Below are 11,930 nucleotides of genomic sequence, written 5' to 3' on the forward strand. Positions count from 1 at the left end.
TCGCGTATACTGCGCCGTTCGTCCCGGGTCTCTCGCCGGGGGCGCGACGCGGCGCGGTGCACGCCGTTCGCGCGCCGCATTCGTCCATACGCCAGGTTCCGATGCTTTCGTTTTCCACTCCCGCCACGCGGCGCCTGACCGCCGCCCGTGCATTCGCCGTCGCCGCGCTCTGCATGGTGCCCGTCTCGACCGCGCTGACCAACGTGTTCTGCGGGCTGTTCGCGGTCGCGCTCGTGATCTCCCCCGAATTCTGGCGCAACCTGCGCTCGTTCGTCGCCGACCCGGCTTCGCTGGCAGCGCTGCTGATCCTGGCCGCGCTGGCCGTGAGCGTCGCTTATACGGTCGCGCCGCATAACAAGGCGTGGAACTGGGTCGCGAAGTACGACAAGCTGCTGCTGCTGCCGTTCGCCGTGCTCGCGTTCCGTCATTCGAACTGGGCGCCGATCGTGCGGCGCTGCTGGTTCGCCACGCTGTGCGTGATCCTGCTGCTGTCGACGACCAACTACCTCGGGCTGACCGCGATCGGGCCGGCGCATGCGACCCAGTTGCCGCTGTCGCGCGCGTGGGTGTTCAAGAACCATATCGCCGCCGGCATGTTCGGAGCGTTGCTCTTCTACCAGGCAGCCGATCTCGCGCTGGCAGCCCGCACGATGCTGTCCCGCGCCGCGTATGCGGGCATCGCTGCGTGGTCGCTCGTCAACGTATTCGTGATGCTGCAAGGACGCACGGGGCAGGTTATCGCGCTGTTGCTGATCCTCGTCGTCGCCGTGCGTTTCGTGCTGTTGCTGCGCCGGCAGTCTGCGTTGCGCGCAGGGCTCGCCGCCGGCATGCTCGTCCTCGCGGGCGCCGCGCTCGTGGTCGCCGCCTGCACGGTTCACAACGGCCGGCTGACGAAGGTCGTGACGGAAGTGCAGCAATACCGACAGAGCGACGCGGCCACGTCGACCGGGCTGCGCCTCGAGTGGTACAAGAAGGGATTCGAGCTGTATCGCCAGCGCCCGGTGCTCGGCTACGGCGCAGGCGGCCTCGAATCCGAATTCGAGAAGCTCACGGCCGGCAAGACGGCGGCCGAAGGTCAGCTCACGTCGAACCCGCACAACGAATACCTGCTGATGGCCGTGCAGCTCGGCTCGCTCGGCGTGCTGCTGTTCATCAACCTGATCGTGCAGATCGCGCGCGGCAGCCGTGCGCTCGATCCGCGCTCGCGACACCTGCTGCTCGCGTGGCTCACGATCTTCGCGATCGGCAGTCTCGCGAATTCGCTGTTGCTGGATTTCGCCGAAGGGCACCTGATCGTGCTGCTGGCCGGCATCCTGCTCGGTTGCGGCGAGCGTAGCGAAGCGCTGCCGCGCGAAACGTCGGCGATCCGCCGCAGCGTGTAACGCACGCCTGCATACGTTCCGCTGCCCACGCCGACCGGTTCGGCGGCAGCGGACATCCCCGGTCGATGCGGGCGAGCCGCGTGGTTCTCCGCGAAACGAAGCCCCCTGCCAACGAAGAAAAACGCGCGTTTGCCGTGCGTCAGTCGGATCCGGCGCGGCGCAGTCGCGACGTGTCGACGACGACGTCGGCCGGGCCCGGCGGATTCAGCCCGAGCATCTCGGCAGCCGCGGCCTTCACGCGCTGCGCCCCAAGATGGACGAGGCAGTCGCTGCGGCTGTCGACATGACGCTCGCAGCCTTCGTGCCGGCACGGCACGCAATCGCCGTCCCCTTGCAGCAGCCACACGTTCCCGTGCCGACCCGAGCCGCGCAGCGACCACGGATTCTCGGTCGCGGGCCAGTGCTGCGGCCACGGCCCCCAGCGCACGGGATCGGACGGCCCGAACAGTGCAATCGTGTCGGTGCCGGTCGCGGCCGCGACGTGCGTCGCGCCGGTGTCGGGCCCGATGAAGAGCCGTGCGCGCCGCACGAGCTCCGCGCTCTCGCCGAATGTCAGGCGCCCGACCAGGTTCAGCAGGTCGCCGCCCGCCTCGTTCGCGATCTGCTCCGCATACTCGCGCTCGCGGTCGGCCGGCCCCCCCGACAACGCGACCGCGAAGCCCTGCTCGCGCAGCCAGCCGATCATTTCGACCCAGCCGTCGAGCCGCCATTGCTTGTAACGGAACATCGGATACGGATGCAGCACGACCAGCGGCTTGCCGACGCGGATCGCGGGCGACTCGGCGAGCCACGCGTCGAACCGCGCGCGCCGCGCGGGATCGTCGCCGATGCCGGGTGCGACGACCTCGGACACCGGCTCGATGCCGATCACCGGCGCGAGTGCGAGCGTACTGACGACCGTATGCGCGGATTCGTGGTGATTGATCGCGATCCCGTTCAGCATCATCCGCGTGAGCCACGTGACGCGGTTCGGGTCGACGAGACCGACCCGCTTGCGGCCGGCGAACCAGCTATAGAAACGCGGCCGGTCGGAACTCAACGCCGCGCACGCGAGATCGTAGCGGCGCCACATCGACAGCGCGTCGCGCAGCCGCTCGCCAAACCCCGCGCGCTGCGCGACCACGATCACGCGCCGCACGTCCGGATTGTGCTCGAGCACGCCCTCGGTGCCGCGAAACACCAGCATGTCGATCTGCGCGTCCGGCCAGCGAGCCTTCAGCGATCGGACGAGCGGCGTCGTCAGCAGCACGTCGCCGATACGGCGCGGCGCGGCAACGAGGATGGTTCTGGGCGGACGGGCGGAAGAAAACAGGGCCACGGCGATCGTCTGGCTGGCTGAACAAGGCTGGCAATGTACAGGATTTTGCAGCAGCCGGCGCGGCATCGCGCACCGGCCGCGCCGGCAGCCGCGATGCGGCCCCGCCAGCGGGGGCGTCGTGCGGTACGCGGCCGCGATGCGCCCCCGGCGCTACGAAGCGGTCGTGACGATCGCGGCCGCCGTGGCGGCGGCCGGCTGCTCAAGCGCCGCGTCGGCCGCAGCGTCGTCGCGATGGCCGGCCTGCGGCAGCAGGTGGTGCACCGCGCGCTCGACCGCATCGACGCCGATCGCATCGACGGTCGGGCCCGCGCGCAGAATCACGTGCGGCACGCCCAGCGGATGCCAGCGCAGGTATTTCTCGGGACGGTCCTCGAACAGTGCGGCCACCGGTACGCCGAGCGCCGACGCAAGGTGGACAGGTGCGCTGTCGGCCGAGACGATCATATCGAGCAGGCTCGCGGCCGCCACCAGTTCGGCGATCGACGCAGGCGCGACATGCCGTGCATTCACGTCGCGCCATACCTCGTCTTCGACAGCCGGGCCGATGGCCGGATCGCGAAACACGATCACGTCGGCGACCGGTGCGAGCCGCTCGCCGAGGTCGCGCCAGCGGTCGGCGGGCCAGCGGCGCTCGACCGCCTTGTTCGACACGAACAGCCCGACGCGCGGCTTCGTCCGCGCGCCGAGCAGGCGATGCCACGCCTCCTGCAGCGTGCGATCGGGATGCACCGACAGCTCGAGACGGTCGAGATCGGCGCAGCCGAGTTCGGGCACGAGCCGGAAGCCCGACAACGCTTCATGGCACATCGGCCGCTTCGCGACATGCTCGGGCTTGCGATCGTCGAATTCGGTCCTGGCATCGTGCCAGCGGCAATCCTTCGCGCGAAGCTGGCGCGCGAACTGCATGCTGCTGCGATGCATGCCACCGTTCGGCACGATCACGAGGTCGAACCGCAAACGGCGCAAACGGCGTACGAGTCGCAACCGATCGAAGAAGGCGCGCATCCGCCCGGGACGGTCGTTGCGCTCGCACTGACGGCTGTACACGTAGGTATGGACCGTGTGCACGTTCGGGTTTCCGGCCAGCGCGGCCGCGTTGTAGCGGTTCGCGACCACATGCAGCTCCGCGCTCGGCCAACGCGCCTTCAGCGCGCGGAGAAACGCCGTCGTGCACAGCATGTCGCCCAGAAAATCAATCCGGATCACGAGGATCCGCTGCGTCGGGTTCCCATCGGCCATAGTCATGTGGTGACAATCCGTTTTTTATCGTCGCGACGGGCCGTTCCACGGCATCCCGTTCGGAGGCTACACTGCCGCGCGTTGCCGCACCCCGTATGGACCCGCCCCTGTTTATTCGCGCGCCACCGGCGCGGCGCCACTCGCCGTGCGAACCCGCGGCAGGCGCGGCGTTCGGACGGTCAGCGCGGGATTGTATAGCGTCCGGATGGCCAGCCCAAGACTCCGATTACCTCGCACGTAAAAACGGCCCGCCGCACCGCACGATGGCGATGCGACGGGCCGCCTATACGCGAGCCGAAGCGGGCGCGGTCAGTACGTGATTTCGACGACGCTGCCGTCGAACGCCGCACGCAGCTCCGCCAGCAGCACGTCGCTCGGCTTCACGCGCCACGCGTCGCCCAGGCGCATCTCGCCTTGCGCGCGCGCGTTGCTGTAGTGGATCTGGACTGCGAGCCCGTTCGGCAGCGGCGGCTGCGGACGCCGACCGCCATCGCGGCCGCCGCCGCGCGGCGCGGGCGCTTCGAGCCCGTTCGCCGCGGCCGGATCGTCCTTCGACACGTGCGGCTCGAGCACGCGGCGCAGCGCGAGCGCGTCGGCGTTGCCGTTCATCGTCAGCCGCACGGCCTGCGCATAGCGGCTGCGCGCGCGTTCGAGATCCATCACGGTATCGGCCGTGAAGCGAATGCCGCCGGTGAACGCGTCGTTGCGCGCCTGCCCCTGCACGATCAGCAGCTCGTCCTCCTTGAACAGCGCCTTGTTCGCCTCGAACTGTTCGTTGAAGATCGTGATCTCGCACTGGCCCGTGCCGTCGTCGAGCAACGCGATCAGCATCTTGCCGCGCTGGGTCATCTGCGTGCGAAGCGACGCGATGATGCCGGCGACGAGCTTGTCGCGCCCTTCCTTCAGGTCGCCGACCTTCTGCCGCACGAAGCGGCGCACTTCGTCGCGATACGCGTCGAACAGGTGGCCGGACAGGTAGAAACCGAGCGCGGCCTTTTCTTCCTGCAGGCGACGCTTGTCGTCCCACGCGGGTTCGTCGACGAGCGCATGCGCATGCGGCGACTCGGCGCCCATGTCGAACAGGCCGGCCTGCATCGCATTCGCTTCGGCCTGCTCGGCCGCTTCCATCGCGAGCGGCACCGACGCGATCAACTGCGCACGGTTCGGGTTCAGCGAATCGAACGCGCCGGCGCGAATCAGCGCCTCGACCGTGCGGCGGTTGACGACGCGCCGGTCGATCCGCTCGCAGAAGTCGAACAGGTCGGTGAACGCCTTTTCCTCGCGCGCACGTAGGATTTCCTCGATCGCGTTCTGGCCGCTGCCCTTTACCGCGCCGAGACCGTAGCGGATCGTGCGCGAGCGCTTGCCGTCGGCTTCCGCGACCGGCTCGAACCGGTAATGCGACTGGTTGATGTCCGGCGGCAGCACGGTAAGGTTGTTCAGGACGCAGTCGTCGAACAGGATCTTCACCTTGTCGGTGTCGTCCATCGCGAGCGTCATGTTGGCCGCCATGAATTCGGCCGGATGGTGCGCCTTCAGCCACGCGGTGTAATACGCGAGCAGCGCATACGCGGCCGCGTGCGACTTGTTGAAGCCGTAGCCCGCGAACTTCTCCATCAAGTCGAAGATCTCGTCGGACTTCTCGCGCGTGAGGCCGTTCTTCGCCGCACCCTCGGCGAAGATCTCGCGGTGCTTGGCCATCTCCTCGGGCTTCTTCTTGCCCATCGCGCGACGCAGCAAGTCCGCACCGCCGAGCGAGTAGCCGCCGATGATCTGCGCCATCTGCATCACCTGCTCCTGATAGACCATGATGCCGTAGGTCTCTTTCAGGACGGGTTCGACGCGCGGATCCGGATAGTCGACCTTCTCGCGCCCGTGCTTGCGTGCGCAGAAGCTCGGGATCAGGTCCATCGGGCCCGGACGGTACAGCGACACGAGCGCGATGATGTCCTCGAAGCGGTCGGGCTGCGCATCCTTCAGCATGCCCTGCATCCCGCGGCTTTCCAGCTGGAACACCGCGACCGTGTTGGCCTTCTTCAGGATCTGGAACGAGGCCGGATCGTCGAGCGGCACCTGCGCGAGTGACCAGTCGGCCTTCGACGGATCGAGGCGGCGGATGTAGCGCTCGGCCCAGTCGAGGATCGTCAACGTCGTGAGACCCAGAAAGTCGAACTTCACGAGGCCGACGGCTTCGACGTCGTCCTTGTCGTACTGGCTGACCACGCCGCCGTCGTCGCCCTGCGTGTACAGCGGGCAGAAATCGGTCAGCTTGCCGGGCGCGATCAGCACGCCGCCCGCGTGCATCCCGACGTTGCGCGTGAGGCCCTCGACGCGCTGTGCGAGGTCGAGCAGCTGATGGACTTCGTCCTCGTTGTCGTAGCGCTCCTGCAGTTGCGGCTCTTCCTTCATCGCGTCGGCAATCGTCACGTGCTTGCCGGGCTTGAACGGGATCAGCTTCGCGACGCCGTCGGTGAACATGTAGCCGAGGTCGAGCACGCGGCCGATGTCGCGCACGGCCGCCTTCGCGGCCATCGTGCCGAAGGTGGCGATCTGCGACACGGCGTCCGCGCCGTATTTCTCCTTCACGTACTGGATCACGCGATCGCGGCCGTGCTGGCAGAAGTCGATGTCGAAGTCGGGCATCGACACGCGTTCCGGGTTCAGGAAGCGCTCGAACAGCAGGTTGTAGCGCAGCGGATCGAGGTCGGTAATGCCGAGCGCGTACGCGACCAGCGAGCCGGCGCCCGAGCCACGGCCCGGGCCGACCGGCACGCCGTTGTTCTTCGCCCAGTTGATGAAGTCCGCGACGATCAGGAAGTAGCCGGGGAAGCCCATCTTCGTGATGGTCCCGCACTCGAATTCGAGGCGCTTGTAGTACGTGTCGCGCTGCGCGTCGCGCTCGGCTTCGACCGGATACAACTGCGCGAGACGGGTCTCGAGCCCTTCCTTCGACAACTGGACCAGGTAGTCGTCGAGCGACATGCCGTCCGGCGTCGGAAACAGCGGCAGTTTCGGCTTGCCGAGTTCAAGCTTCAGGTTGCAGCGCTTCGCGATCTCGACCGTGTTCGCGATCGCCGACGGCAGGTCGGCGAACAGCGCGACCATGTCGTCCTGCGTGCGGAAATACTGGTCGGTCGTGAAACGCTTCTGGCGCCGCGGGTTCGCGAGGATGTCGCCTTCCGAGATGCACACGCGCGCCTCGTGCGCGGTGAAATCGTCGTCGGTCATGAACTGCGTCGGGTGCGTCGCGACGACCGGCAGCTTCAGCGACGCGGCGAGCGTCGCGGCCTGCTGGATGTACGCCTCGGCGCCCGGCTGGCCGTAACGCTGCAGTTCGATGTAGAAGCCGCCCGGGAACACCCGCGCCCAGCGCTCGGCGTGGCGGCGCGCGGCGTCTTCGTTGCCCGCGGCCAGCGCGAGCCCGATATCGCCCTGTTGCGCGCCCGACAGCGCGAGCAGCCCCTGCGCGCGCTCGCCGTCGAGCCAGCTCGCGTCGAGCTCCGCTCGGCCGCGGTACTGGTTCGTGAGCCACGCCTTCGACAGCAGCTCGCAGAGATTCAGGTAACCGACCTTGTCCTTGACCAGCAGCAGCAACCGCGACGGCTTGTCGCGGTCGTCGGGATTGGCAATCCAGACGTCGCAGCCGGCGATCGGCTTGATGCCCTTGCCGCGGGCTTCCTGGTAGAAACGGACGAGACCGAATGCGTTGCCGAGATCGGTGAGCGCGAGCGCACCCTGACCGTCCGCGGCGGCTGCCTTGACGATGTCGTCAATGCGCACGATGCCGTCGGCGATCGAGAACTCGGAGTGAACGCGAAGATGGACGAAGCGAGGATCTGACATGGGCGCTATTGTAGCCGCCTCGCCGCGCAGGCTGCCCAAAAAATGCCCGCTTTGGCCGTTCGGCCGATGCACGCGGCGACGCGTCGCGCGGTTGGCCGGTCGGCCGGGTACCGATGCCCGCGCCGTTTGCGGGATAATACGGTTTTTCGAATCAACGCCCCGGCTTCGCACCCTTTTTTGCGGGCCGCCGTGCGGCCGTTTTCCCGTCGGACCATCATGACCATCGTCAACCTCGCCGCCTACCACTTCGTCTCGCTCGACGCGAACGAGCAATGGCGCCCGCTCGTCACCGCCCGCTGCAACGAACTCGGCCTGCGCGGCACGATCCTGCTTGCGCCGGAAGGCATCAACCTGTTCATCGCCGGCACGCGCGAAGCCACCGACGCGTTCATCGCATACATCCGCCACGATCCGCTGTTCGAAGGCAAGTTCGCGACGCTGCAGTTCAAGGAAAGCCTGTCCGACTCGCAGCCGTTCCGCCGCATGCTCGTGCGCCTGAAGCGCGAGATCATCACGATGAAGAAGCCGGCGATCAAGCCGGAACTCGGCCGTGCGCCGTTCGTCGACGCCCGCACGCTGAAGACGTGGCTCGACCGCGGTCACGACGATACGGGCCGCCCGGTCGTGATGCTCGACACGCGCAACGCGTTCGAAGTCGACGTCGGCACGTTCGACAACGCGCTCGACTACCGGATCGACAAGTTCAGCGAATTCCCGGAAGTGATCGACGCGCATCGCGCCGACCTCGAGGGCAAGACGGTCGTGTCGTTCTGCACCGGCGGCATCCGCTGCGAGAAGGCCGCGATCCACATGAAGGAAATCGGCATCGAGAACGTGTACCAGCTCGAAGGCGGGATCCTGAAGTACTTCGAGGAAGTCGGCGGCGCGCACTATCACGGCGACTGCTTCGTGTTCGACTACCGCACCGCGCTGAACCCGCAGCTCCAGCCCACCGAGAATGTCACGTGCTTCGCGTGCCGCGCGGTCGTCACACCGCAAGCGCAACAATCGCCGAGCTACGTGCCCGGCAAGTCGTGCCCGGCCTGCGCGCAGGCCGCCAGCGCCGCCGCGTAACCGCGCGTCGCACCGCGCCCCGCCGATGAACCACGGCTATCGCGGCCGCTTCGCGCCGTCGCCCACCGGCCCGCTGCACTTCGGCTCGCTGGTCGGCGCGCTCGCGAGCTGGCTCGACGCACGCGCGCACGGCGGCACCTGGCTCGTGCGCATCGAGGATCTCGACGGCCCGCGCACGGTGCCCGGCGCGGCCGACGACATCCTCGCGACGCTCGCACATTTCGGCATGACGCCCGACGAGCGGCCCGTCTGGCAGAGTACGCGCGACGCGGCCTACGCGGCCGCGCTCGAGCGGCTCGTCGCGGCCGGGCTCGTGTATCCATGCGGCTGCACGCGCAAGGAAATCGCCGATTCGCTGCGCGCCACCCACGAACGCCACACGACGCTTGCGTATCCGGGCACCTGCCGCACCGGCCTGCACGGCAAACCCGCTCGCGCATGGCGGCTGCGCGTGCCGGACGGCGACGACGCGCTCATCGCGTTCGACGATCGCTGGCAGCGCACGCAATCGCAGAACCTCGCGACCGAAGTCGGCGATTTCGTGCTCAAACGCGCGGACGGCCAATGGGCGTATCAGCTCGCGGTCGTCATCGACGATGCCGACGCCGGCATCACGCACGTCGTGCGCGGCGCCGACCTGCTCGATTCGACCGCGCGCCAGATCCATCTGCAGCGCTGCGTCGGCGTGCCGACTCCCGCGTACCTGCACGTGCCGGTCGTCGTCGACGCCAACGGCGAAAAGCTCAGCAAGCAGACCGGCGCGACGGCGCTCCAACGCAACGATCCGCTGCCGGCGCTGCGGGCCGCGGCCGCGCATCTCGGACTGTCGAACGATGGCGAGCTGCCGGGCAATACGATCGACGCGTTCTACGCGGCCGCCACCGATGCGTGGGCGCGTCGCTTCGGGCCGCGCGCCGGTTGAAGCGCCGGCAGGACATCGGCCCATCCGACGAGTTCCGGCATCCGTCGGCGGCGAATCGGATCGCATGAAAGCGTGACGGAAGCTTGAGCGCCACGTCCGCTACGGCACCGCATCGAAATATCCGCCCCCGCGCGGCACGCAATCGCCCGCGTACGCACGCCCCGTCCCGATCGCCTCGCCCAATGAAAAACGGGCACATGCCCGTCGCATGTGCCCGCCTGTCCGGCAGCGCTCACGCGCCGCCCTGCCGCTTCGCCCCGCTTACGCCGACGGCTTGCGCGGCATTCCGAACCCGCCGAGCAGCGCGGCGACCTGACGCTTCGGCCCTTTCTTCTCGGGCTGCTGCGCGGCCTGCGTGTCGTCCGGCTGCTTCGCCGACGCCGACGGCTCGTACGGTTTCAGGAAGAAATCGTCGACCGGCGCTTCGTGCCGGCGATGATGGCCACCACGCTCGGAACTGCCCGGCCGGCGACCTGCTGCACCGCGATGCTCGTCGCGCTCGCGCCGGCCGCCCCGTTCGCCACCGCGCTCGCTGCTGCGCTCGCCGCCGCGCTCGTCGTGACGCTGGCGCGCGGGCTTGTCGAGCTTGAGCGTCTGCACTTCGAGCGGACGCTTGATCAGCTTCTCGATATCGGCGAGTTGCTTGCGCTCGTTCGGGCTGCACAGCGACAGCGCGTCGCCCGTCGCCCCCGCACGACCGGTACGGCCGATCCGGTGCACGTAGTCTTCGGCGCTGAACGGCAGGTCGAAATTGATCACGGCCGGCAGCTCGGCAATGTCGAGACCGCGCGCGGCCACGTCGGTCGCGACCAGCGCCTCGATTTCGCCGCGCTTGAACGCGTCGAGCGCCTGCATCCGCTCGATCTGCGTCTTGTCGCCGTGAATCGCCGACGCGACCACGCCGTCGCGCTCGAGGTTGCGCGCGAGGCGGCTCGCGCCGATCTTGCTGTTGCAGAACACGATCACCTGCTTGAGGCCGCGATCGCGCAGCAATTGCACGACGGCCGCCTGCTTGTCGCCTTCGGCGACGTCGTAGACGATCTGCGTGACGTTCGCGTTCGTCGAATTGCTGCGCGCGACTTCGATCGTCTGCGGGTTGCGCAGGTAGGTCGATGCGAGCTTCTTGATTTCGCCCGAGAACGTGGCCGAGAACAGCAGCGTCTGACGCTCCTTCGGCAGCAGGTTCAGGATGCGCTGCAGATCGGGCAGGAAGCCCATGTCGAGCATCCGGTCGGCTTCGTCGAGCACGAGGATTTGCACCTGGCCGAGGTTCGCCGTCTTTTGCTGCACGTGGTCGAGCAGGCGGCCCGGCGTCGCGATCAGGATCTCGACGCCGCGGCGCAGTTCGGCCGATTGCGGGTTCATGTCGACGCCGCCGAACACCACCGCGCTGCGCAGCGGCGTGTGCTTCGCATACGCGTGCACGTTCGCGGCAACCTGGTCGGCGAGTTCACGCGTCGGCGTGAGGATCAGCGCCCGCACGGGGTGGCGCGCCGGGGACGCACTCGTATTGGCTTGCGGCAGCAGACGCTGGATGATCGGCAGCGAGAAGCTCGCGGTCTTGCCGGTGCCCGTTTGCGCGGCGCCCATGACGTCGCGGCCGGCGAGCACGACCGGAATGGCCTGAGCCTGAATCGGCGTCGGCGTCGTATAGCCCTGCTCCGCAATGGCTTTCAGGATATCGGCGGCAAGGCCGAATTGGTCGAAGGTTGCGTCGACGGGCTTGGCGACAGAATCGGACATGGTGGCGTTTCGCTCAAAAGGCGCGGCGGGGACATCGTGCGTCAGGCCGGCCGGGCCTGCGCTCATCACAATTCGGAAATAGACGGAGCCGCGGCGCGCCGCGCGGCGCCGCTCTGGTGCTTGGGACCGGTTCGATGCGAACGCCGGACGCCAGGCCGTGCGGACTCCGTTCGGCGCGAATGCCGGCGGAAAGGGCCGTATTGTAGCACCGTGCGGGCGTCTGTCCGTGACAACGCCGCGAACGGCCGCGACCGCGGTTCGCGCGGCGTGCCTGTCCGCCCCGCGCGACCGGGCGATTGGCCGATCGGGCTATCCGTATCGGCCAGTGAACCATATTAGGGGCTCGATCCTGAAATCCCACACGGGCATGCCCGCCCGTGCGCCCTGCCGTCAATCCGACGGCAGGTCA

At 68.1% G+C, this 11,930-nt stretch carries 7 protein-coding genes; 3 read left to right on the plus strand and 4 right to left on the minus strand.

Annotation, left to right across the window (positions count from 1 at the left end; all coding sequences use genetic code 11):
* The first annotated feature begins 101 nt into the window (after positions 1-101).
* Positions 102-1,382 (plus strand): O-antigen ligase, encoded by a 1,281-nt coding sequence (locus WT24_RS29690; RefSeq protein WP_060036781.1) that lies wholly within the window; start codon positions 102-104, stop codon positions 1,380-1,382.
* A 139-nt stretch (positions 1,383-1,521) separates the two neighbouring features.
* Here WT24_RS29690 and WT24_RS29695 read toward each other — a convergent pair whose 3' ends face one another.
* The 3 genes from WT24_RS29695 to dnaE all read right to left on the minus strand — a co-directional run bounded on the left by WT24_RS29695 (position 1,522) and on the right by dnaE (position 7,782).
* Positions 1,522-2,700 (minus strand): glycosyltransferase family 9 protein, encoded by a 1,179-nt coding sequence (locus WT24_RS29695; protein ID WP_060036783.1) that lies wholly within the window; start codon positions 2,698-2,700, stop codon positions 1,522-1,524.
* Between the two features lie 150 nt (positions 2,701-2,850).
* Complete coding sequence (locus WT24_RS29700) at positions 2,851-3,939, minus strand: glycosyltransferase family 9 protein (protein WP_060036785.1); 1,089 nt, start codon at positions 3,937-3,939, stop codon at positions 2,851-2,853.
* A gap of 309 nt (positions 3,940-4,248) precedes the next feature.
* Complete coding sequence (dnaE, locus tag WT24_RS29705) at positions 4,249-7,782, minus strand: DNA polymerase III subunit alpha (RefSeq protein ID WP_060036787.1); 3,534 nt, start codon at positions 7,780-7,782, stop codon at positions 4,249-4,251.
* Positions 7,783-7,998: 216 nt separating this feature from the next.
* On the opposite strand from dnaE, the gene WT24_RS29710 reads away from it, so the two are divergent.
* Positions 7,999-8,856, plus strand: a complete 858-nt coding sequence (locus WT24_RS29710) for a sulfurtransferase (protein ID WP_059499194.1) — start codon at positions 7,999-8,001, stop codon at positions 8,854-8,856.
* 25 nt (positions 8,857-8,881) lie between these two features.
* Positions 8,882-9,778: a tRNA glutamyl-Q(34) synthetase GluQRS gene (gene gluQRS / locus WT24_RS29715; RefSeq protein ID WP_060036789.1), complete on the plus strand. Its 897-nt coding sequence runs from the start codon at positions 8,882-8,884 to the stop codon at positions 9,776-9,778.
* A gap of 261 nt (positions 9,779-10,039) precedes the next feature.
* On the opposite strand, the gene WT24_RS29720 is transcribed toward gluQRS, so the two are convergent.
* The gene (locus WT24_RS29720; protein WP_060036791.1) at positions 10,040-11,587 is read right to left on the minus strand and encodes a DEAD/DEAH box helicase; all 1,548 of its coding nucleotides are present in this window, start codon (positions 11,585-11,587) and stop codon (positions 10,040-10,042) included.
* Positions 11,588-11,930 lie beyond the last annotated feature (343 nt).

Origin of the sequence: Burkholderia sp. MSMB1078WGS, assembly GCF_001528895.1 — a bacterium.
Lineage (GTDB): Bacteria > Pseudomonadota > Gammaproteobacteria > Burkholderiales > Burkholderiaceae > Burkholderia.

Coding starts and splice junctions, on each gene's coding strand:
- WT24_RS29690 (WP_060036781.1), top strand. CDS start 102: ATGCTTTCGTTTTCCACTCCCGCCACGCGGCGCCTGACCGCCGCCCGT.
- WT24_RS29700 (WP_060036785.1), bottom strand. CDS start 3,939: ATGGCCGATGGGAACCCGACGCAGCGGATCCTCGTGATCCGGATTGAT.
- dnaE (WP_060036787.1), bottom strand. CDS start 7,782: ATGTCAGATCCTCGCTTCGTCCATCTTCGCGTTCACTCCGAGTTCTCG.
- WT24_RS29710 (WP_059499194.1), top strand. CDS start 7,999: ATGACCATCGTCAACCTCGCCGCCTACCACTTCGTCTCGCTCGACGCG.
- gluQRS (WP_060036789.1), top strand. CDS start 8,882: ATGAACCACGGCTATCGCGGCCGCTTCGCGCCGTCGCCCACCGGCCCG.
- WT24_RS29720 (WP_060036791.1), bottom strand. CDS start 11,587: ATGAGCGCAGGCCCGGCCGGCCTGACGCACGATGTCCCCGCCGCGCCT.